Origin of the sequence: Rothia endophytica (assembly GCF_928381505.1) — a bacterium.
Lineage (GTDB): Bacteria > Actinomycetota > Actinomycetes > Actinomycetales > Micrococcaceae > Rothia > Rothia endophytica_A.
In genome coordinates this window covers 243,422-266,330 of sequence record NZ_CAKMSJ010000002.1, presented here as the reverse complement: position 1 = coordinate 266,330, position 22,909 = coordinate 243,422, and the positions used below count along the sequence as shown (strand labels likewise).

Below are 22,909 nucleotides of genomic sequence, written 5' to 3'. Positions count from 1 at the left end.
CCCGGCTCAGCGGGGCAGCTCAGCCCGGCAGATGGCGAAAGACCTAGAGGCTAACCTCTCCCCTGATGAGGGTGTGGGTTGTCCCGCCAACCCAAATGTCGGGTGTGCCGGTGGGTCCGGCGTCCTGCCCTACCGTGATGGTGAGTCTGCCGTCGCGGTGCAGGCAGGTGCCCTGGCGTACGGTGTAGGTTCCGGCGACCCGGTTCTCGCGGGCGAGCCACTGGGCGACGGAGGCGTTGAGGGAGCCGGTGACCGGGTCCTCAGACACCCCGATGCCGGGTACGAAGCCGCGGATGTCGTAGGCGATTTCTGAGCCTTCCGGGTGCATGGCGAAGACGCCGAGTTTGAGGTCTGTGCCGCGGGCGAAGTCCGGGGTGAGGGCGAGAAGGCGGTCGGGATCTGCGATTTCGACAGTACACCAGCCGGGCCCGTTGTCGACCCACTGGTGGGAGAGGATCTGGCTGCGCTCTAGCCCTAAGGCGGTGGCGATGTCTGCCAGGGTTGCTTCGTCGAGGGCACCGGTGCGGATGGTCGCCGGTGCGGCGAAGGCAAGCTCTTGGCCGCTGCGGGTAATGTCGATGAGCCCGGCTGGGCATTCTTGCACGATGACGTCGGGGCGCTGCGGCTGGCCGCCGGCTTCTAGCCAGGCGTGGGCGCTGCCCAGGGTGGGGTGCCCGGCGAAGGGTAGTTCGCCGCCGGGAGTGAAGATGCGGACGGCGTAGTCGGCCCGAGCGTCAATCGGTTGGGTGATGAAGGTGGTTTCTGAGAGGTTGGTCCAGCGGGCGAAGCTCTGCATCTGCTCGTCGGTGAGGCCGCTGCCGTCGAGCACCACGGCCAGGGGGTTGCCTTTGAGCGGAACCGAGCCGAACACATCGACCTGGGTGAAGGGGCGGGTTTTCATGTGGGGTCCTTTCGCCTACGCTTCTATGGGGGTGTACCTCTACACTATCCGGCAGCTGGCTAGCTCACCGCCCAGCTTCTTTTAGCAGGTGAGACACAAGAGCTGCACCTCATCTTCCCAGCCTGCCCCTTGAGTATTATTAGTTTTTATCGGGGTAAAAGCTCTGCCTAGTGGCGAGGGCTTTTATTCGGAGCCATTAGTTTGCCAATATTGAGGGGCTTGTGTGTCTTCTTTGAACTATTCTCAGTTCATTTGGAATGTGGCTGATGTTTTGCGCGGTACCTATAAGCAGCATCAGTACGGTCAGATTATTTTGCCTTTCACGGTGTTGGCGCGTCTTGATGCGGTGCTTGAGCCGACCAAACAGGCTGTTCTAGAGGCAACAGAGGGCTATGTGCTCGGTACGATTCCTCCGGCTATGCTGTCTGCCCGCGCGGGTCACGATTACAGTTTCTATAACCTCTCCCAGCACAACCTCAAGACCATCGCTAACGACCCCGATACTCTTGAGCAGAATCTGCGTTCTTACATTAACCAGTTCAGTGAGAACGTGCGCGATATTTTTGAGAAGTATAAGTTCGAAGACACCATCGCAGACCTAGCCGCCCAGAACCTGCTGTATCAGGTGATTCAGCATTTCTCCCGGGTGAACCTGCACCCCAATCATGTGAGCAATGAAGAGATGGGCAACATCTTTGAGGAGCTGATTCGCAAGTTCGCTGAGGCTTCTAATGAGACTGCCGGTGAGCACTTTACCCCGCGTGAGGTGATTGAGCTGATGGTTAACCTGCTGCTGGCTGATGATGAAGACCTGCACACTGATTACATTGCCCGCTCGGTTTATGACCCTACGGCGGTATGCTGTCGGTGACTGACGATAAGATTCACCAGCTGAACCCCACTGCCGATGTGAGCCTTCTGGGTCAGGAGCTCAACCCCGAGTCGTATGCGATTTGTAAGGCGGACATGGTGGTGAAGGGCCAGGACGTCGATAATATCGCTCTCGGAAACACGCTCACAGACCCGGCGTTTGAGAACCGCACCACCTTCCACTATGGGCTGAGCAACCCGCCTTTTGGTGTGGATTGGAAGGGCGCAAAGGCTGTGGTTGAGGCTGAGCATAAGAACCAGGGTTTTGCGGGTCGCTTTGGTGCTGGCCTGCCCCGGGTTTCTGACGGTTCGCTCCTCTTCTTGCAGCATCTGATTTCTAAGCTCAATGAGCCGACGGTTGCTAGTAATGGTGTTGCCCAGGTGGGTGGCCGTGGTGCCATTGTTTTGAATGGTTCTCCCCTGTTTACGGGTGGTGCTGGGTCTGGTGAGTCGAATATCCGTAAGTGGGTTTTGGATCAGGATTACCTTGAGGCGATTATTGGCCTGCCCACTGACATGTTCTATAACACCGGTATTTCTACCTATATTTGGGTGCTGAATAAGCAGAAGAAGGCTGAGCGTAGGGGTAAGGTTCAGCTGCTTGACGCGACGAATATGTTTGAGAAGATGCGTAAGTCGGTGGGGTCTAAGCGTAAGCGGTTGAGTGAGGAGCAGATTGCTGAGATTACCCGCTTGTATGCTGCTTTTGATGCTGCGGATGATAAGCGTTCTAAGGTTTTTGATCGTGAGGAGTTTATGTACCGCACGATTACGGTGGAGCGCCCTTTGCGCTTGAATTGGGGTTTTACTGCTGAGCGGGTGGAGCGTTTGTTGGCTTCTAAGGAGTTTGGCAAGCTCAATTTGGCTGAGGGTAAGGACGCCGCTGTGCAGGTTTCTCTTGCTGCTTTGGTTGAGAGCACGGCGGGGGTTGTTAATGCTGATGTGGCCAGCGTGAAGGCTGAGCTTTTGCAGGTGTTTGCGGACGCCGGTGCCTTGGTGAAGCCTGCGGTTTTGGCTAAGTTGGTGGATGAGTTGGCTGAGCGTGATGAGTCTGCGCCTGTGGGGTTGAAGGCTAAGAAGCCGGTGGCTGATTCTACCCTGCGTGATACTGAGAATGTGCCCTGGGGCGAGGATATTCACGAGTACCTGGAGCGTGAGGTCAAGCCTTTTGTGCCTGATGCCTGGGTTGATGAGTCTAAGACTAAGGAGGGCGCGGAGATTCCATTTACCCGCCACTTCTACGAGTACGTTCCACCGCGCTCCCTGGAGGAGATTGACCGCGACCTCAACGAGGTGCTGGGCCGAATCAAGAAGAGGCTGGAAGAGGTGCTTGGTTAATGTTCTATCCAGCGCTAACTCCAGTTGATTTTCAGGAATCTCAACATCCCATTGTCAGGGTAGACGCAATTGCTAAGGTTTCCAGGAATAAAGTCCTGCCAGCTGAAATTTCGGGTAAACAAGTGTTCCATTATTCGATTCCTAATGTTCAAGACATAGGTACAGGAAAAATCGAAGATGGAGACACAATCGATAGTGATAAGTGGCTAATAACAGAAGAAGCAGTTCTTATCTCTAAACTCAATCCGCGTAAATCAACGATTTGCTTGGCAACACCCCAAGAAAATGTAACCGTTACATCTACAGAGTTCGTAGTGTTGTCAGCTGGCAACTCTATAGATAACCGATACCTAAAGTATGTTCTTGAATCAGAAATTGTTAGACAGTTTCTGAGTTCAAGAACTACATCAGCAACAAGAAGTCATCAGCGAGTAACTCCACATGATATAACCGCTCTAGGCATCCCCTGGCCGGAAGCATCAAATAGAGCAAAAACCGTCGAGAAGCTAGACCGTGAGCTGGCAGAGATTGATGAGTTTATTGCTGACCAACAACGACTAAATCTCTTACTCAAAGAGAAACTAGATACGTCGATTGAACACGAGATGTGGAATCAAAATTTTGATTTAGTTCCACTTAAATATGTTTCTTCAATACTATCTGTTTTCGCATTTAAAAGTTCAGATTTCGTTGAGGATGATAACCAGATTCCGCTTCTTCGAGGTGTAAATGTTGGTGTAAGCAGTTTAAGGTGGAATGACACCGTATACTTGAACAAATCCAAAGCGTCATTATATCATCAATTCAGACTACAAATAGATGATTTGATCCTGGGCCTCGACAGACCCGTTATTAGCAATGGGGTTAGGGTTGCAAAAATTAGCGAAGCTGAAACTGGCTCTTTACTTGTTCAACGAGCAGCACGCATAAGGGTAAACTCTTCAATCACAACCTCTGACTGGGTCCACTATGCTTTGAATTCAAGTCGTTTTAGGGAATACCTCCAACCAATTTTCACAGGTGTGAGCGTTCCACACATAAGCCCAGACCAGCTATCAAATTTCAAAATTCCACTGCCACCCCTCCAAAACCAGTTATCAACTTCAAGATATTTTCAAAATAAACTAAATACCCATGAAAAAAACACACTAGATATAACAAAAACAATTTTCTTTGCAGAAATTCAAAAAAAATTAATCATCAACAACTCTTTTAGGAATCAATAAATTGAAGCAGATTATTAAGTTCACAGCAACTAATTTTAAGCAACACGAAAAACTTGAAGTTGAATTCAGCGAGGGCATTTCAGTTCTTGCTGGAGCGAATAATGCAGGGAAAAGCTCCTTGCTTCAGGCAATTGGGGTATGGGAATTTTGTAAAACAGTCCTACTCTCTGAAAGAGGATCCGATGCTTTATTGCCAGAGTCAGTGAATAAACAAGGAATTGGCGTTGAATACAACAACTTTACTGCTATCAGCATTCCTTCTTTTAAACACCTGTGGACTAATCTACAATCTTCCCTAAGAAGTGAAGATAATGGGTACTCCCTAACACTAGAATTAATATGGAAAGATGATTCACTCAAGTTCCAAACAGCCTTGCGGGAATCTGAAAAATTTGATGACTTTAGCGAATTAGAGAATTTTAAACTTAAATTTGGCCTATCACTTGCTAATAATACGTTATTTATTAAGCTATTAGGCAGTAATATAAATATTGGACAGGAAATAATACGAGCCGTATATCTTCCCCCCATTTCAAGCGTCAAAGCTCATGAAGAAAAATTAAATACTCCTGCGAGAAGAAGAAAAATTGGCGAAGGCCTTGCAGGAGATGTATTGAGAAACATCCTATTCGATCATTATCTTGAATATGAATCGCTGAGAAAAAAATATTCAACAAATCCTGACGGAAGCACAAAAAAAATAAAAGTTTCAGACCAAAAAATACTTAATTCAACTGCATGGAAAAAAATAACAAATAAGGCAGAGGAACTCTTTTCTATTGATATTGTTGTTGAAAACTACATTGAAGAATACCACTCCTTTATCGACATTAAAGTAGTTCCTTCCAGCGCCCCTAGTAAAGCTAAAAAATGGCAAAGAGACATCATGTTTGAAGGCAGTGGCTTCATCCAGTGGGTTTGCGTATTTGCCTTCGCTTATTCAAAAGATAACGATATATTACTTCTTGATGAGCCCGACTCGCATCTACACCCTCTCCTCCAGAAAATACTTATATCCGAGCTAGATAAAACATCCATTACAGATAAAAAATCAATACTGATATCTTCCCATTCGCCGGAAATTCTCAAAGGAATCCAACTGAATAAAATTCTTCGAATTTTTAGGGGACGTAGAAACACAAAGGCAAAGTATCTTGGAGATGAATCCGATAGAAGAAAGCTACTCGAGGGGATAGGCACTGCTTACTTTGAAAGGATTTATAAAATTTCCGAGAAAAAGAGAATCATTTTTTACGAGGGCGCAAACGATAAAGAGGTGCTGGTTAAGTGCGCGAGCGCCCTGGGGACATCAATAGATGAATGGGTATTTTGGGAAACTCAAGATTCTCATTTGGATAGGTATAAAACTTTTAAAATACTTAAGGAAGATTTTCCAGAATTAATTGCAGTGAGCATTAGAGATAGGGATGAAGAAAACATAAACAACATCGATCATTTAACCCTTATCCCCAAAGGCTATGATCAATGGAATTCTGGATCAGACCGATATGATGATTCATTTTTACCCCAAACATATCTAAGGAAAGAGTTGGAAAACTATTTCCTTCACCCAAGTATAGTTGCAAAATCTTCGACTTATTTTAGCAGAGAATTACAAGGGGTGCCGGAAGATGAATTGACTGATAAAAAGATTGAACTAATAAAAAACTTCTATTCCACTAACCATTCATTAATAATAAATGAAAAATTTTTTGAAGTAGACGCCCCTGAAGCGGTTATGAATATCGAAGGAAAGAGAATTCTAGAGCAACTACGAGCACATAATTTTAAGAAAATGCTAAAGGAAATTGCACCAGAAGATATCTGCCAAGATATCCGCAAAATAATAACCAATATTGACAATTTGGGAGAGCCATAAGTCCTGCAAAGCAATTAATGTCAATAAGAACATTCTTGCCCCGATTAAATAATATCAATCGAAATATTTACTGATTTTTAGTTAACACTATTAATCTAATTTTGTTTACTGACAGTGTTTGATATTTCCTGATTTGTCGATAGGAACATTTTATGGCCCGCACCCACCTCGAACGTCCTCTCCAGCAAGACATCTGCGCCCACCTGGCCGCTCACGGGTGGGTGCACTCCCCCAACTCCGCAGGCTACGACGCTAGGCGCGCCCTCTACCCCGCCGACGTCCTCACCTGGCTACAAACCAGCGACCCCAAAAACTACGCCACCCTCATCAAACCCGGCACCGACTCCACCACCCGGCAAGCCCAAGAAAACCGCCTACTCGACCGGCTCGTCACCAAACTCGCAGCCCCAGAAGAACAAGGCGGCGGAACCCTCAACGTCCTACGCAAAGGCTTCAACGTACCCGGCGCACGCCCCCCCTTCCACCTACTCGCCTACCCACCCCAAGACAACCGCAACCCCGAACTCACCGCCCTCTACCACAAGAAAATCCTGCGCGTCGTCGAAGAAGTCCGCTACAACCCAGCAGACGAAACCGCCCGCATCGACCTCGTACTCTTTATCAACGGCCTACCCGTAGCCACCATCGAACTCAAAAGCGAATACACCCAAACCCTCCAAGACGCCATCAACCAATACCGCACCGACCGCAACCCCAGCACCTCCCCCCCCCTGCTCCATGAACACCGCGGCCCACTCGTCCACTTCGCCCTCTCCCAAGACGAAATCGCCATGACCACCAAACTGGCAGGAAAAGCAACCAACTTCCTCCCCTTCAACCGCCGGGCGGACGGCAAAGAGAACACCTACATTCTGGACTTCGTCAACGACCCCGAACAGATTCGCGCCGCCTTCGCCGAGTACTACGAGGACGCCCGCATAGAAACAGAATCAGACCTTGACCTGGTTGCCAAGCAGGTCGACAAGCTTGATGCGGCCGGTATTTACAACCGGGCAGATGTGGAACAGTTCTGGGAGAAGTGGGTTGCACCCGGTGCCTGGCAGGCGTCCTTTGACTCCCTCATCTCCATACCCGTGCAGCGGTTTGTGACGCGCTGGCGGGCGGCGCAGGAGGGGGTTGATGGTTCTACTGATCGAGCCGCCCTTGAGGTGCTGCTGGAGTTCCGCTCAACCCTCGCCCAGTATGTGAAGTCCTATGCCTTCTTCTCGCAAATCTTCAACTTTGGCGACCCCTACTATGAGAAGCTCTCAGCCTTCGCAGATCTGCTCGCGCGCAAGCTGCGCCGCTTTACTCTCGATGAGGTGTCACCCGAGGTAGTAAACGTGGACGACATCGTCCTCACCCACTACCGCCTCGAAAAGCTGCGGGAAGAGGAAGACTTGAAGCTCTCGTCCTCCCAGGCAGCTGGTCTGCAGGGCATGACGGAGGCCGGCCTAGCCAGTATTCAGGAGCGCGAGCGTAAGGCCCGCTCTGAACTGATTGAGAAGATTAATAAGTACTTCCACGGCCTTGATTTGAGCGACGAGCACCAGGTGGGCTTTGCTACTACCTTCGTGGCTGAGGCGGCCAAGGACGCCGGGCTCAAGCAAAGCGCCATGGCCAACACCAAGGTGGACTTTTACCACTCGAAGAATGTGCGCGTTGGCCTGGCGAATAAGCTCTGGGACTACAGCTCAGACACAGCTGATTTGATTGACCACGTGCGCAAGCTGCCCGCGGAGCAGTTCGTGGAGTTCATGCTCGACATGGGACTGTACGAGCTGCTGCGGGGCGAGAAGGTGGAGGAGATGAGCCACTAGATTCGTATTCTCTGGGAAGCCAGCCCAAGGTTAACGGCTAACGCTAAACGATGTAAGTTATTTTTTCGAAAGTTAGCTGGGAGTGGTAAGGCAAGCCAGGCTCACAGCGAAGCTGTTGGCTCGATGTAGTGAGCGGGTGCGAGCGTGCGAGCACACAAGAGCGAACGGAATCCGCCGCAAGGCGGGGCGTGGATCGCCCGTGAGCGCGAGCCCGGGGGCACGTCAAGCGTGAGCCTGGTACGCCTTACTCGTCTTCACCTACCGTACTTCGTACCCCGCCGCTCGGATTGCGTCCTTCACTTCGCCAATGCTGACCTCGCCGAAGTGGAAAATGGAAGCTGCGAGGACGGCGTCCGCGCCTGCTTCGATGGCGGGTGGGAAGTGCTCGGCGGCACCTGCGCCGCCCGAAGCAATCAGGGGTACGGTGACGACAGAGCGCACCGCGCGAATCATGGGCAGGTCAAAGCCGGCCTTGGTGCCGTCGGCGTCAATGGAGTTCAGCAGGATCTCGCCCACACCACGCTCCTGGGCCTCAGCAACCCATTCGAGCAGGTCAAGCCCGGTGGCTGTGCGGCCGCCGTGGGTGGTCACCTCATAACCGGAGGGGGTGGCATCCGACTTCTTAGCGTCCGCAGAGAGCACCAGCACCTGGGAGCCAAACCGCTCAGTTATCTCGTTGATTACCTCGGGCCGGGCAATAGCCGCAGTGTTGATAGAGGCTTTATCGGCACCGGTGCGTAGCAGGCGGTCGACGTCCTCAGCGGTGCGTACTCCCCCGCCCACAGTCAGCGGGATAAAGACCTGCTCAGCGGTCGACGACACCACATCGAAGGTGGTCTGGCGGTCAGAAGAAGAGGCGGTGACGTCCAGGAAGGTCAGTTCATCGGCGCCCTCAGCGTTGTAGCGTTTGGCGAGTTCTACCGGGTCGCCGGCGTCGCGCAGGCCCTCGAACTTGACGCCCTTGACCACGCGGCCGGCATCCACATCAAGACACGGAATAACACGAATGGCAACACCCACGGGCGCGCCCCCTTTCCTTGAAAGCAAAACTGAAGCGGCGGCGTCCGCCCATATCAGGGGCAAGGACGCCACCGGGCAAGGTTACAGGCGCGCGGCCTGAATGGCGGTCACTAGGATGCCGCGCCCGCCGATCTCGTAGAGGGAGTCCATGACCTTATTCGCTGCCTTGCGCGGCACCATGGAGCGCACGGCAACCCAGCCCTCGCGCGAGAGCGGCGAGATGGTCGGGGCTTCAAGGCCGGGGGTCAGGGTGGTGGCAGCCTTGAGGTTAGCCTCTTCGATGTTGTAGTCAATCATCACGTACTGGCGGGCGATTAGCACACCCTGCAGGCGGCGCTGTAGGCGTTCTAGACCGGCGTGGTCCTCAACGCCGGGGCGCTTAATCAGCAGGGCCTCGGAGCGCATAATCGGGTCGCCAAAAGGTTCCAGGCCAGCTGCGCGCATGGTGTTGCCGGTTTCCACGACGTCGGCGATGGCGTCCGCAACGCCCAGGCGAATCGAGGACTCAATAGCGCCATCCAGGCGCACCACCGACGCGTTGACACCGGAGCGTTCCAGGTAGTCGGTCAGCAGACGCTTGTAGCTGGTGGCGATGCGCTTACCGTCAAGTTCGGACGGGTCGGTGTAGGTACCGGCGGGCCCGGCCAGGCGGAAGGTGGAGCGGGCAAAATCGAGTTTGAGCGCTTCCTCAGCGTGGGTGCCGGAGTCGAGCAGCAGGTCGCGACCGGTGATACCGACATCCAGGGTGCCCTCGCCCACGTACACGGCGATGTCGCGGGGGCGCAGGTAGAAGAATTCGACCTCGTTGTCCTGGTCAACGAGCACCAGCTCGCGGGAGTCGCGGCGCTGGAGGTAGCCAGCCTCGGTCAGCATGGTGATGGCAGCCTGAGAGAGCATGCCCTTGTTAGGAACTGCAACGCGCAGCATAGGTTTTTCCTTTGCAGTGATGGTTTAGAGGTACTTGTAGATATCTTCGGGAGTCAGTCCCTTGGCGATCATCATGCACTGCAAATGGTAAATCAGCTGTGAAGCCTCTTCAGCGAACTCTGCGTCCGACTGGAACTCAGCGGCCATCCAGACCTCGGCTGCTTCTTCTACGATTTTCTTGCCGATAAAGTGCACGCCTTTGTCAAGTTCCGCAACGGTGCCGGAGCCCTCGGGGCGGGTTTCAGCCTTTTCGGCCAGTTCTGCGAATAGGGTTTCAAAGTTCTTCACCGTCTAACTCTAACCCCTGGCCTTAGCACGGCTCAAAGTTTGAACGGTTTGTTTCTCACATGCCGAGGTGCACCCATCCTCTACAGGAGAATTAGCGTTGCCCACCACCATCAGTCTCAACCTTAGAAAATGGCTTACTAAAGACGGGCAAGATAATGTCCTGGGCATTGTACTCATCGACCATCACCTTGCTAAAGGTTTGCCCTGGGTGGCTATGTTTGAACTGGGCGCGTCTGAGGGCCCACATTATTTCTGATACCAGGTACTGTCCAGCTGTGCCGCCTGCTGATAGACAGTAGGTAATCAGCAGTGCCTGCCCCAGCGTCCCCAGTGCACCTTCTACGCTAAAGAGGGTTCCCAGCATGCCTTGATAAATCATCATCCCCGGAAAAAGAGGCAAAAAGCTGACGGTCATAATGGCGTTAGAGGTCAGTTTCATCGGCTTTGCCAAGAGGACGCAGGCTCCGCCTACTGTGAGGGCGGCTAGGGCTGTGCCGGCGTGAGGGCTTACCCCTAGGTTGGTGATGAGAAGGTAGGTTACCTGTGCAGCTACACCCGTTGCGGCTAAGACCAGTAACTGCCATTTTCTTCCGCCGCAGGAAATCGCAAAACCCAGACTAACGAGGGCAGCTCCCACGATGGGGTCAGTGGAAACCTCGGTTTCAGCATCCAGAAGTTTGATGAAGTTAAGGTTGTCAGGGGCGAACAGGCGAGAAACACCGATACCAACGCTAACGCCAGTCACCAAGCCTGCGGTACAGATGATTGCATCCATTAGCCGCCCAAGCGCCGAAAGGTACCAGCCTGTAATGGAGTCCTGCACCGCCGCATAGGCTGCAATTCCCGCCAGGTAAGCGGCTAGGGATGACACCACGATAATCGCGACGTCCGTTGTCGCTGTCAGCATGCTGAAAACCGTGGCGCTGAGCACCGCCGTAAAACCTGCAACAGCAAACCTAAACAGGCCCGGGGCCCGAGCAAAATTAACCCAGCTATAGACCGATGAAACCAGAAGCGAAGAAATCAGAGCACCGAGAGTAGTGATCCAGGTAGCTCCGATGATTTGGCTGAAACCTATACCAAGTAGACCAAACCCTAGCATCGACCACGTCCATGAAAGCGACTGCAACGAGCTCTGCTCTTGTTCGAGAAGTTCGATACCCTCACCTGCACTAATTTCGTGAGTGAGAAACCGTTGAACTGTATCTTCGGTCTTTGACCGCCATTGAATGTCTAGGCCGGCGGGAGTGACTTCAAAAATCTCTGTATAGGGCAGCTGGTTCTCGCCGCGTGAATCGCTAATAATGAGTTGCCCCATCGTGACGCTCACGGTCACGTTGGTGAGGCCAGCTGCTGTGCTGATACCCAGAAGGGTTTTGGTGGTTGAGGCAGAGCTTGCCCCACTGCGGATGAGTGAATCGCCCACTAGAGATAAGAATTTATAGGTTTCAACGTAGTGGGTCATGTTATCGAGGCTATCGCTTCTAACACCCGATCACCAAGTAGGCTTATTTATGTTACAGAGAAACTAATAGACGATGTAAGCCGAAACTTCGCTGGCATGAAGTAAGAACGCGCCAGTGAAGTTTAGGCTTACATCGAATGATGCGGTCTGCGTCAGCTAGCTGATGTTACGCAAGGCCAGCACTGTCTCCACCGCAGCGGCAAAAGCCTCGTAGCCCTTGTCCTCTGAGGAGCCGGGTAGGCCGGCGCGGTCAATGCCCTGCTGCTCTGTATCGCAGGTCAGGACGCCGAAGCCCACGGGGGTCTTGGTCTGCACCGAAACGCTGGTCAGGCCGCTGGTGGCGGCGTCGCAGACGTAGTCAAAGTGAGGGGTGCCGCCGCGCACTACTACGCCCAGGGCGACCACAGCATCAAAGGACTCGGCCAGGGTAGCTGCTGCCACCGGCAGCTCGAAGGTGCCAGGTACGCGCACCACGGTCGGTTCGATACCCGCGTTAGCTGCCGCACGGCGAGCGCCGTCCAGCAGTCCGTCCATAATTTGGGTATGCCAGGACGCCGCCACAACGGCGACCTTTAGCCCTTTGGCTTCTTCGGGGTTGAGGGTGGGGGCGGGTGCTCCTGCTCCGCTCATGGTGTTCTCCTTTGGGTAGGTGGGTAAAAGTTAGAGGGCCAGGCGGTGACGCATGCGGTCACGCTTAGTGGCTAGGTAGCGGGCATTTTCGGGGCGCGGGGTGATTTCATCGGGTACCAGTTCGGTGATGGTTATCCCTAACCCTGCCAGCGCCTCTGCTTTGGCGGGGTTGTTGGTGAGCAGTCGTAGCTCTCTGATGCCTAGTTCGTTGAGCATAACCGCTGCTTGGGTGTAGTCTCTGGCATCTGCAGGGAGGCCCAGGGAGAGGTTGGCGTCCAGGGTGTCTTGGCCAGCGTCCTGCAGGGTGTAGGCCCTCAGTTTGTTAACCAGGCCAATGCCACGGCCCTCGTGGTTGCGCATGTAGATAAGCAGACCGCCCTGTTCAGCAATCATTTCAAGGCCTTGTGCAAGTTGCGGGCCGCAGTCGCAGCGGTAAGAGCCAAAGATATCGCCGGTAGCGCATTCGGAGTGGATGCGCACCAGTGGCGCTTGGTCGGCCTGCGCGCGGCTCTGGGGCTGCCCCTCTGTGGGCAGGGCTATGAGAGCCAGATGCTCGCTGCCGTCAGCAAAACCAAATGCCTGCATCGAGAAAACACCGTGAGGGGTGGGAACCGTGACGGGTTCACTGGTTTGGGTGAGACCTGCTGGATTAGTCACGCTGCCCCTCCAAGTAGCTGACCAGGTCAGCAATGGAAATCATGGGCAGGTGGTGTTCGGTGGCAAAGGTGCGCAAGGCATCAAAGCGCATCATGTGGCCAGCGTCGTGCACTAGCTCAGCTATGACCCCTACTCCGGACAGCCCCGCAAGTTGAGTGAGTTCTACCGCGGCTTCGGTGTGGCCGGGGCGCTGGCGCACCCCGCCGTCCACTGCGCGCAAAGGTAGCACGTGACCGGGGCGGGTGAGATCAGCCGGGCCGGACGACGCGTGGGCCAGTACCTGCACGGTGCGGGCGCGGTCAGCCGCCGAGATACCTGTGGTGACGCCCTCGCGAGCATCGCAGGTGACGGTGTAGGCCGTGCCCTTGGAATCCTCATTGTGCTGAACCATGGGAGGCAAGTTGAGGGCATCTGCCCGCTGGTTGCTCATGGGTGCGCAAATCACACCCGAGGTGTAACGCACGGTGAATCCCATGAGCTCAGCGGTGGCGTGTTCAGCGGCGAAGATGATATCGCCCTCGTTCTCGCGGTCCTCGTCATCGACCACCACAACCGCTCCCCCGCGAGCGATCTGTTCGATGGCGTCTTGAATGGTATCCAGAGCGGATGGCGTCTGAGTTTCGGTCTCGGGGCTAGCCGGTAGGGTGGCGTCCATCCCCAAACCCGCAACTGCGCCAGATACTTCCAGTAACCGCTGAACGTACTTGGCGAGGGCATCGGTTTCAAGGTTGACGGTATCCCCCACCTGAACCTCACCCAAGGTGGTGGCTTCTAGCGTGGCGGGAATCAGCCCCACCTCGAACCAGGGGTTCACCTCCCCAGCGGGGGAAACCGCGGTGATGGTGAGTGAAACACCAGAAATGGTAATGGAACCCTTTTGTGCCAACTGTCCAGCCAACTCACGGGGTACATCAACACGCAAAGTTCGCCAGCTGGCGTGATCTTCAACCCGGCTGATGGTGCCCAGCCCATCTACGTGCCCCTGCACCACGTGCCCATCGAACCGCCCACCAGCAGGCATGCAACGTTCCAGATTGACGCGGGAGCCCGCAGTCAACGTGTCCATGTTAGTACGAGCCAGGGTTTCGCCCATTATGTCAGCGGCAAAAACACCGTCACCCAATTCTTGAGTGCGGGTAGCCGTGAGACATACCCCATTGATGGCAAGGGAGCCGCCGTGGGCAAGGTCAGAGATAATCTCACCAGCGTCAACGGTGAGTACAGCGGACTCCACCTCGCCGTAGGCAGAGGCGACAGGTTCAAGTGAGAGGACGGTGCCGGTTGCAGCAACAATTCCTGTAAACATGTGGGTTACCTTTCGGACGGCGCAGGGGTACCCTGCTGATCGGTAAGAAGTAAGTGGGTGGCGGTATCGGCGCCCAGCTGGCGCAAGGCAGGCTGTAACCCTAAATCATCGAGTTGCCAGTGTTGGGCTTGGCTAAGGGTATCTACCCCAAGATCGGTGACGGCAGCGCGTCCAGCCCCTAAAAGCAGCGGGGCTCGATACCAGATCAATTCATCGACCAGACCCGCTGCCAAAAACGCCGACACCACGGTGGGGCCGCCCTCAATCATCAGGTGGCGCACTCCCCTGCCGTAGAGTTCAGCAACAGCAATGTTCGGGTCTCGAGTGGCCAGGTGAACTGCTGTACCTGCGGCAATCTCAGTGGCTAGATAAGAGTGGGGCGGCAAGGTATGACCCATCACGGAACGCAGGGGCTGGCGCGGTGCCAGTTGCCCGCCGATTCGTGCAGTGAGCTGGGGATTATCGGCTTTCACCGTGCCGGTGCCGACCAAAATGGCGTCCACCCGCGCTCGCAGAGCATGCCCATCGGCACGCGCTTCTGGGCCAGTAATCCACTGACTGCTACCATCGGCAGCCGCTATGAAGCCGTCCAGGCTTGAGGCAATTTTGGCGGTGATGAAAGGACGCCGACCAGCGGCTGCTGCAAACCAGCGGGCGTTCAGCTCATAGGCTTCTCGTTCCATCAGCCCGTGGTTTACCTTAACTCCGCGGCTCCTCAGGTAGTCCGCACCGCCACTGGCTTCAGCGGTGGTGTCGGCGTAAGCAAAGATCAGTTCCCCGATTCCGGCATCCGCCACGGCATGTGAGCAGGGGCCAGTGCGGCCGGTATGGTTGCAGGGTTCAAGCGTGACCAGCATGCGGGCACCGCGCAGATCTGTACCAATCTGACGAGCGCGAATCAGGGCGTCTGCTTCAGCATGAGGGGTGCCAGCACCCCGGTGCCAGCCAAGGCTCAGCACACGGTTCTCAGGGGAAAGAACTACCGCACCCACCAGGGGGTTAGCGCCGCGCTGCCCGCATCGGGCCGCTTCCAGAGCAAGAGCCATAGCCTGAGAGTCGGTGAATTCTTGCCCGATGTTCTCTAGCATTAGCGCACATCTACCGTGGGATCGGGGAAGGTGGTTTCAACTTGAACACGGGCAGCTTCATGGTTACGGGTGCGCCACCATACAAAGAAGCCAATGAGGGTAAAGATACCGTAGAAGATGTACATAAAAGCACTGGCGTAGTAGCCGGCGCTCCACAGCAGGGGCACACCGACGATATCAACGGCTACCCAGACCAGCCAGAACTCTACCCAGCCTTTAGCCATGCCGTAGGTTGCCAGCAGGGAGCCAGCGAAGATCCAAGCGTCAGACCACACCGGCTCATAGGAGCCGAGGGCACGGAAGATTGGGGTCAGCACGCCAGTACCAATCAGCATGAAAGCGACCATGAAGAGGCGTTCTTTCCAGCTGGCCCACTGGGGAATGACAGCGGCTTGGGTACTGCCGCTACTACGCGTTTGGTTCCAGCGGTACCAGCCCCAGACTGAAACGGCAATGAACATGATTTGACGCCCAGCCTGGCCCAGCAGGTTAGCGGTGCCGTAGGTCGTGCCAAAGAGGGTGCCCAAGAAAACGGTGAGCAGCAAAAGATTGCCAATAATGCCCACCGGCCATGCCCAGACTTTGCGGCGCATACCGCCCAGGGCCGAAAGCAGACCAAAAATATTGCCAAGGACTTCGCGCACCAAGAGGGATTGATTGTCACCAATCGCAATTTGAGCGTCGAAGAGCCACCGTAGAAAATCCATATGTTTCCCTTTTGCTGGTGGCTCCGGGAGAACAAACGGACTACGGGCAGAGACTAAAACTGAGGACGCCGCGGGTGCGGCGCACTGGTTTTTAGCCGGTGCAGGTACCCCACCCCACCGATTATCACGGTGCGGCGGTTGTTTGTTCGTGCTACCTTCCATCCAGACTGTACTGTCTGCCAAGGAATTTCACCTTGCAGGTATCGGGCACTAAAGAGTGCCGTCAATTAGCGGGCTGTCACCGCAGGTTCGGATTTTCACCGGGTCCCGGAGCACGATTTTTTTTATTTATGTTTCAGTTATAGCACAGCAACACCCCTTTCTATTCCCCTGACGCCCGCCACCAACTATCGTGCAGAGATCGCCCGCTGTATGGCGGAATTAAGGGCAAGAAATATACAGTCTTATAGAGGCGCTGGGCTAGGGTTTAACCTCCACCCTGGGATAAAGTCATAGTGACTTTATTACCTTGGAGAAATGTTGCCCATGCCCTCCCACAGCCTCCCACCCGAGACACCAGCCACCACGCCGGCGTCCACCGATGATCTCAATGACCGTCTAGACCAGCTGCCCGTCACCCGGCGCCATGCTCGCCTCTTGGGAGTAACCGGTGTTGGGTGGGCGCTTGACGCCATGGATATCGGGCTCATTTCTTTTGTCATGGCTGCCCTGATAGCCCACTGGAATATTAGCTCTGGGCAAGCCTCCTTGCTTGCCTCTCTGGGTTTTCTGGGGATGGCGCTGGGGGCAACTTTTGGCGGAAAACTCTCTGATAAGTACGGCAGACGGCACATTTTTGCCATCACCCTTCTGGTCTATGGGGTGGCTACAGGGCTATCGGCTCTGGCCCTCACTTTTACCACTCTGCTGGTGCTGCGTTTTATCGTGGGTCTGGGTCTAGGCGCTGAGCTTCCTGTTGCCTCCACCTATGTTTCTGAATTTTCACCCCGCAGAGTGCGCGGCCGTATGGTGGTCATTCTTGAAGCATTCTGGGCTCTAGGATGGATTGCTGCCGCGCTCATCGGAGCCTTCGTGGTAGGCGCCTCTGATCATGGCTGGCGACTGGCCCTCGCTTTTGGCTGCGTACCGGCGGCCTACGCTGCGGTGGTGCGGCTGGGTTTGCCAGAGTCAGTGCGATATTTGGTTTCCCGTGGACGCCGCGAAGAAGCCCAACAGATCGTTGAAAGTTTTGAGCGGTCGCGGCCTCTGCGTGCTTCTTCTGAAACCGCTCACGCCCTCATCGAGAAAGCCCCAGATTCTGAGGCTCAGGCAGCTACCTCTATCTGGTCGCCCGCACTCAAGCGTCGTACCGGTGCTCTGTGGGTGATTTGGTTCTGCGTCAATCTTGCCTATTACGGCGCCTTCATTTGGATACCCTCCCTGCTGGTGGCTGCAGGTTTTGATTTGGTGAAGTCGTTTACTTTCACCCTCATCATGACCCTGGCTCAGCTACCCGGCTATGCGGTGAGCGCCTGGCTCATTGAAGCGTGGGGACGCCGCGCCACCCTCGCCACCTTCTTGGCCGGTTCAGCGGTCTCTGCCGTGGCCTATGGGCTTGCCAGTGAGCCCTGGATGATTATTACCGCCGGCTGTTTCCTCTCCTTCTTTAACCTGGGTGCTTGGGGTGCCCTCTACGCGGTGGGCCCGGAGCTTTACCCGGTTCAGTTGCGCGGGGCTGGGACCGGCGCCGCTGCTGGCTTTGGGCGACTGGCGTCGATTGCCGCCCCGCTCATCGTCCCGGTGCTGGTCGGTCTGGTAGGGGTTGCCGGTCTCTTCGCGGTCTTTGCCGTTGCCTTCTGCACAGCTGCGGCCGCAACTTTTCTGCTACCTGAAACAAAAAGTAATTAGCATACCACCGAGTAATCACAAGAATAAGAATTAATACTCTCTGCGTAATTTTGTAGCTAGATACCGGTTCAGTGATAAACTGCAAAAAAATCGTGATAATCAACACAAGGATTGCAATGATGCCTCTTTCAGCTGAATGGCTTAAGAACACAGAAGCTAGCGCAGAGTTTCTTCGAAAAGAAAGAGAAAGCGTTCTTGCTTCCTACGAGGCGAGGCCAAAGCTTCTAGAAGAACATTTCAACCTTGAAGACTACATTCGTACTGGTGCCTACGCCAAAAAACAAATTAATGAGCTGGTACAAAATGCAGCTGATCCTATGGAAGGTCTTGAAGGGAAAATAGAAATTCTATTGACCCCAAATTACCTGTACTGTGCAAATGAAGGCATGCCTTTTAACGTCAAAAATATACAGGCCTTGCAGACCGCTTACTCTTCCAGCAAATCAGGTAACGACATCGGCAGGTTTGGTCTTGGCTTCAAGTCCTTGCTTGCCATTTCAGATTCACCTGAGATCTTTACCTCATCCGGCAGCTTCGCCTTTGATAATGAGCAGTTTGAAGCTGATTTAGCTGCCCGTGGGCTCTCCACCGAGAAAACACCGAAGCTGCGCCTCGCCTACCCCATAAATGCCAAACAAGCAATCGCAGAAGACGCAGATCTTGCCCGTATGGTTCAGTGGGCAAGTACCGTCATCCGAGTTCCTCTCACCAAGAGCTTTGACTTCCTACACAAGGAAATCGAGGACTTCAAAGCCCAGTTTCTTCTTTTCAGCGATAAGGTGGGCTCACTCGATCTAAAAGTCACGGTTCCAGGCCATGAAAATCATCGGACTTTCACCCGCACGCCCCACCCCGTTCGGGACTATGAATTCACTATCAATATCGATGGGGACGATACAGTTTGGAGGGTCTTCACAGCAGAGCACCGGCCATCAGCTAGGGCACTTGCAGGAGTCTCTGGTAACACTGCCAAAAGCACCCTTCCCGTCACCTGGGCTGTGCAGGTAGGTGGAAAACGTGCAGGCGGTAGAACCCTAGGTGAGTTCTGGCAGTACTTCCCCACCGCCCAAAAGACCGGTGTACCTGGCATCTTTAACGCCGCCTTCGATATGAGCCCCGACCGCGCCAACATAGGCGAAGGTAGCCTCTTTAACGAAGAAATCATTCAGCGCACGATTCCTCAACTGGTTGCTGCCAACCTTCCCCTCGTGCATAACGAAGACGAACCGGGCAAGACACTTGACTTATATCCTTCAGCTGAGGACGGTGGTGGACGTAGCTGGGCAGAAAAGCTACTGCGAGCCCCGTTATATGCAGCTCTAGCGCAGGTGCCGTCCGTCCCCGCCCAGGACGGAAAATTGTACACACCACAACAGCTCAATCTCCCCTTATCGCCTAAAGCCTTACGAGAACCAGAAAACGAAACGCTACTGCAGTCCTTCTACGAAGAGGTTCAAAAACATCCCGACATCCATTCCTCCTGGGTTCATGCGAGTGCAGCAACTAACTCTACGCGACACAGAATTCTGACTGAGATATTTTCACTCGCAAACAATAAGGTATCTAGCATCAGAGAAATGCTGTCTACATTCGCGCAGAAAGACAGCATTGACATGACCATTTCTGCTATAAAATTCTCCCATACTATTAACCACAACGGAACTGCTGATCAGATAGCGGAAATGCGTAACACCAAATTCTTATGGGATGGTTATAAAAATATTCGCCCACCAAAAGTCAGTGAACTATCAATCACCAACTCTTTGGAAAATATCGAAGGCAACCCCGGCCAATATATTCACCCAGATTTATGCAACAACAAAGAGTGCTCCGTTCTACTTAAAGATTTAGGCTTTAGAATCCAGAGCGGCCTGGTCAAATTTTCCCGCGCCCTCAAGGCACTTCAGAAAAATACCACGGACCCCAATCTTGTAGCCGACGCTTGGCGTGCAACCATTTTTCTTGAAGAACCTGTCGATGAATTAATAAAGGAAATACACCATTATTTCCCAGATGGAACTTTCCCCGCGCTGTGCATGGATGGCTCCATCAAACCTGTTAATAAAACCTGGCTACATGGTGGCCTAATCCAAGGCGAGCGGGAGGAAGACTTACATCTTCTTCTGAATCTCAACAGGTTGGGAAATATAGCAAAACTCGCTGCAACGCTAGGGGCGCACCGCAACCTCAATAACCCCGTCTTACAAAACAAGAATGATGAAACCTACAAGTGGTGGGCTTCTCAAGGTTTCAAAGACTACTGCCGAACACTAAATAATCTAGACGGACTACCCGGAGTATTCCCACATAACCTGAAGGTACCCAATCAATTCCTTACCCCGGGTTTACAGTTGCTCAACTCTGCGTCACAGCCTACCCGAGCCAAGGTAACGCTTAAAGCGCTTGAAGGAAGCATAGATGGCCTTACTCCAGGCCATCCCGTTGAAGATCTTTCCACCTGTACACAATTGCCGACTCCCAACCTGTATTGGATTCTCAAGTACGGGGTTGCAGAAACAAATAAAGGCATCCGAGATGCCTCAGAAATCATTAAGCCACCAGCCGGGTTTCCAGAAGAGCTGCTTGCTATTCCACTGGATGGAGATTTGCGTGAAGCTTTGTACTCTCACAATAATCAAAAATTTACTCTAGAAACCGTCATGAGGGAACTGCACAGGAACGATGACCTAGCAATCATTCATAGGGGGTACAGCCTCCTTGCAGAGCTCACCGAGCTGTCTGCTTCAGGCAGTATCTATTTCAGCGCTATAACACTGCAGGGCGCTAAACCAATGCCTGCATCCAAAATTTACGTGGTTCTGAATGAAGACGCAAAAAACCATATCTTGACTCACCATTCAGGCTACGGGGTGATTATTTCACATTCAGCAGGTGCAGCTAGAATAATGCAAAATCGATTCGGCATGCAATTTGCTGACATAGATTTTGTCACCACTATTGAAACTCACGGAATTAAACCAAAGGGGAAAATAAAGGATTACTACCCACATTTGAGCGATATCAAAGAATTCGCTAAAACCTGGTCTCTTTCAAAAATTCGCGTTTCAGAGTGTTCACTTATCAGCAAATCTGTCCAGAACACTTTTGATCAACACACCGAAAAAAAGAATGTTAATTGTATTTATGATACAGAAACAAAAACAGTTTATTACACGCCTGGAATTAGTTCCTTTCAGATTCTTCAAGTTGCCCTTAAAGGTCTCAAGCTAGAATACAATGCCGCCGATCTATTTAAACGACATCAACAGCTAGCTAAAAGCAAGAATCATGAAAAGCGCATCAATGATGTCAAAAATGCCGCGGATATCAACGAAAAGCTAACCGAGATGCTTGGCGAGGAAAAGCTTCGAAACATAATGCCCGATGAAATATTGGACATAATTGAAAGCGTCACTGGCGAAACTCTCAGCACCGACCAATACGGAACTATCCTAGAAAGTATTCACGGTGTAGACCTGCTGAAAGCGTTGAAACCATACCTCCAGGAAGTTTTCCGCGATAACACACCCATGCAATTCGCCGGTGGCGCCAAGGCACGCAAATTTGTTGACGAGTTAAATCTGGATAAAGCGTTCGCGGGTGAGCGCAACATACGTATGCCTGACCAGGAGTTTTTCACTGGCCCCGTCCGTCTGCCCCCACTCCATGACTACCAGCTGGACGTCAGTAGCAAGATTATTGAGATGCTCAGTCAAGCTACACCCCAGAAAGGCTTTATCTCTTTACCTACAGGATCTGGTAAAACCCGAGTCGCGACAGAATCGATTGTACGGTTCTGTGAAGTCTCAGATAAACCACATCTGATTGTCTGGATTGCAGGCAGTAACGAACTCTGCGAGCAGGCAGTGCAATCCTGGCAAACCGTATGGCAGTGTTTTGGCAAAACTAACGGACAATTAGCTATCAGCCGTTTGTGGGATTCTAGGCGTCCTGTAGAGGCGAAAGATGCTGATTTACAAGTCGTCGTAGCAACTTTCCAAACTCTTAGCCGTTTGGTCGAAGAGGAAATTTACGAGTGGCTCTTTGAAGCCCAGATACTAGTAGTTGACGAAGCGCATGGAGCGGTGGCTAAATCATTCACTTCTATATTCCAAAAATTCGGTCGTAGCCCTAGGGATAAAACCCCCCGTGGCCATCTTTTGGGACTTTCAGCTACCCCTTATCGCGGCTACAATGCCGAAGAAACCGAGCAGCTAGCAACTAGGTTTGATCGTAATCTCTATGAACCAATACAGTTTGCTGAATCTGGTGCTCACGAATATCTGCAAGAGATTGAAGTGCTTTCCGAGGTTGATTATCACGTGATTGACGGTATTAAACTAGAGAAAAAAGCGCTAAGTGAAACACAGAAACGTGCAGCAACTGCCGAAGATTTACACAATCGTATGAATCGAATGGCGGAGATGAGTCTGGATTTAGAGCAAATTGCATCAAGTCAAGAACGCAATGTCCAACTTGTGGAGCATATTAAAGGGTTAGTTGCTAAGAAGCCGGAAAGTAGCATTATTCTTTTTGCGGCTTCGGTCAAGCATGCGGTTGCCCTGGCTGCTGTACTTAACTTTATGCAAATCCCAGCTGCCAGCGTTTCCGGGTCATCATCTCCAGCTGCCCGAAAGCGAGCAATCGCTGGCTTCAAGTCCGGAGAGTACAAGGTTCTTACAAACTATGGAGTCCTCTCCGAAGGCTTCGATGCCCCGAAATGCGATGCAGTGTATATTGCTCGTCCGGTCTTCTCCCCTAATCGTTATCTGCAGATGATTGGACGTGGCCTTCGGGGTCCTAAGAACGGCGGTAGCAAGACTACCCTAATCGTCAATGTTAGAGACAACACCGATAACTTCGAGCAGAAACTTGCTTTTGATGAGCTGAAAGAAGCTTGGCTGGAACCCAAGAAATAAATAAATGAACTGCAGTTCCG

Annotated in this window: 15 protein-coding genes, 1 pseudogene and 1 riboswitch; of the genes and pseudogenes, 6 read left to right on the top strand and 10 right to left on the bottom strand. The window is 52.9% G+C overall.

The genetic code is table 11. The annotated features are described in order from the left end of the window. Nucleotides 1-43 precede the first annotated feature (43 nt). Nucleotides 44-901: a PhzF family phenazine biosynthesis protein gene (locus tag L6990_RS03200; RefSeq protein ID WP_237202620.1), complete on the bottom strand. Its 858-nt coding sequence runs from the start codon at nucleotides 899-901 to the stop codon at nucleotides 44-46. Between the two features lie 223 nt (nucleotides 902-1,124). Between L6990_RS03200 and L6990_RS03195 the strand changes: the two are divergent. The 4 genes and pseudogenes from L6990_RS03195 to L6990_RS03180 all read left to right on the top strand — a co-directional run bounded on the left by L6990_RS03195 (nucleotide 1,125) and on the right by L6990_RS03180 (nucleotide 8,034). Then, nucleotides 1,125-3,109, top strand: a pseudogene (locus L6990_RS03195) (type I restriction-modification system subunit M). Then, nucleotides 3,109-4,335: a restriction endonuclease subunit S gene (locus L6990_RS03190; RefSeq protein ID WP_237202619.1), complete on the top strand. Its 1,227-nt coding sequence runs from the start codon at nucleotides 3,109-3,111 to the stop codon at nucleotides 4,333-4,335. The pseudogene L6990_RS03195 and the gene L6990_RS03190 overlap by 1 nt, the downstream one beginning before the upstream one ends. Nucleotide 4,336: 1 nt before the next feature. Then, nucleotides 4,337-6,214 (top strand): AAA family ATPase, encoded by a 1,878-nt coding sequence (locus tag L6990_RS03185; protein WP_237202618.1) that lies wholly within the window; start codon nucleotides 4,337-4,339, stop codon nucleotides 6,212-6,214. Nucleotides 6,215-6,366: 152 nt separating this feature from the next. Further along, the gene (locus L6990_RS03180; protein ID WP_237202617.1) at nucleotides 6,367-8,034 is read left to right on the top strand and encodes a type I restriction endonuclease; all 1,668 of its coding nucleotides are present in this window, start codon (nucleotides 6,367-6,369) and stop codon (nucleotides 8,032-8,034) included. Nucleotides 8,035-8,292: 258 nt separating this feature from the next. On the opposite strand, the gene hisF is transcribed toward L6990_RS03180, so the two are convergent. The 9 genes from hisF to pnuC all read right to left on the bottom strand — a co-directional run bounded on the left by hisF (nucleotide 8,293) and on the right by pnuC (nucleotide 16,122). Continuing rightward, nucleotides 8,293-9,054: an imidazole glycerol phosphate synthase subunit HisF gene (hisF, locus tag L6990_RS03175; protein ID WP_237202616.1), complete on the bottom strand. Its 762-nt coding sequence runs from the start codon at nucleotides 9,052-9,054 to the stop codon at nucleotides 8,293-8,295. An 81-nt stretch (nucleotides 9,055-9,135) separates the two neighbouring features. Beyond that, entirely contained in the window at nucleotides 9,136-9,981 is an 846-nt protein-coding gene (gene hisG, locus L6990_RS03170; RefSeq protein ID WP_237202615.1) for an ATP phosphoribosyltransferase, read from the bottom strand. 24 nt (nucleotides 9,982-10,005) lie between these two features. Further along, complete coding sequence (locus tag L6990_RS03165; RefSeq protein ID WP_135012131.1) at nucleotides 10,006-10,269, bottom strand: phosphoribosyl-ATP diphosphatase; 264 nt, start codon at nucleotides 10,267-10,269, stop codon at nucleotides 10,006-10,008. Between the two features lie 91 nt (nucleotides 10,270-10,360). Then, on the bottom strand, nucleotides 10,361-11,734 hold the full coding sequence (locus L6990_RS03160; protein ID WP_237202614.1) for a threonine/serine ThrE exporter family protein: 1,374 nt from the start codon (nucleotides 11,732-11,734) through the stop codon (nucleotides 10,361-10,363). Nucleotides 11,735-11,890: 156 nt separating this feature from the next. Continuing rightward, nucleotides 11,891-12,364: a 6,7-dimethyl-8-ribityllumazine synthase gene (ribH, locus tag L6990_RS03155; protein WP_237202613.1), complete on the bottom strand. Its 474-nt coding sequence runs from the start codon at nucleotides 12,362-12,364 to the stop codon at nucleotides 11,891-11,893. A gap of 30 nt (nucleotides 12,365-12,394) precedes the next feature. Next, entirely contained in the window at nucleotides 12,395-13,021 is a 627-nt protein-coding gene (locus L6990_RS03150; RefSeq protein ID WP_336604464.1) for a GTP cyclohydrolase II, read from the bottom strand. After that, entirely contained in the window at nucleotides 13,014-14,327 is a 1,314-nt protein-coding gene (gene ribB / locus L6990_RS03145) for a 3,4-dihydroxy-2-butanone-4-phosphate synthase (protein WP_237202612.1), read from the bottom strand. Before ribB ends, L6990_RS03150 begins: the two co-directional genes overlap by 8 nt. A gap of 5 nt (nucleotides 14,328-14,332) precedes the next feature. Then, nucleotides 14,333-15,415, bottom strand: coding sequence for a bifunctional diaminohydroxyphosphoribosylaminopyrimidine deaminase/5-amino-6-(5-phosphoribosylamino)uracil reductase RibD (gene ribD / locus L6990_RS03140; RefSeq protein ID WP_237202611.1), 1,083 nt, complete (start codon nucleotides 15,413-15,415; stop codon nucleotides 14,333-14,335). Further along, the gene (pnuC, locus tag L6990_RS03135) at nucleotides 15,415-16,122 is read right to left on the bottom strand and encodes a nicotinamide riboside transporter PnuC (RefSeq protein ID WP_237202610.1); all 708 of its coding nucleotides are present in this window, start codon (nucleotides 16,120-16,122) and stop codon (nucleotides 15,415-15,417) included. The genes ribD and pnuC overlap by 1 nt, the downstream gene beginning before the upstream one ends. A gap of 145 nt (nucleotides 16,123-16,267) precedes the next feature. Beyond that, nucleotides 16,268-16,401, bottom strand: a riboswitch (FMN riboswitch). A 207-nt stretch (nucleotides 16,402-16,608) separates the two neighbouring features. Between pnuC and L6990_RS03130 the strand changes: the two genes are divergently transcribed. Both L6990_RS03130 and L6990_RS03125 read left to right on the top strand, forming a co-directional pair. Further along, on the top strand, nucleotides 16,609-17,970 hold the full coding sequence (locus tag L6990_RS03130; protein ID WP_237202609.1) for an MFS transporter: 1,362 nt from the start codon (nucleotides 16,609-16,611) through the stop codon (nucleotides 17,968-17,970). A gap of 116 nt (nucleotides 17,971-18,086) precedes the next feature. Beyond that, the gene (locus L6990_RS03125; RefSeq protein ID WP_237202608.1) at nucleotides 18,087-22,889 is read left to right on the top strand and encodes a DEAD/DEAH box helicase; all 4,803 of its coding nucleotides are present in this window, start codon (nucleotides 18,087-18,089) and stop codon (nucleotides 22,887-22,889) included. The last annotated feature ends 20 nt before the right edge of the window (nucleotides 22,890-22,909 follow it).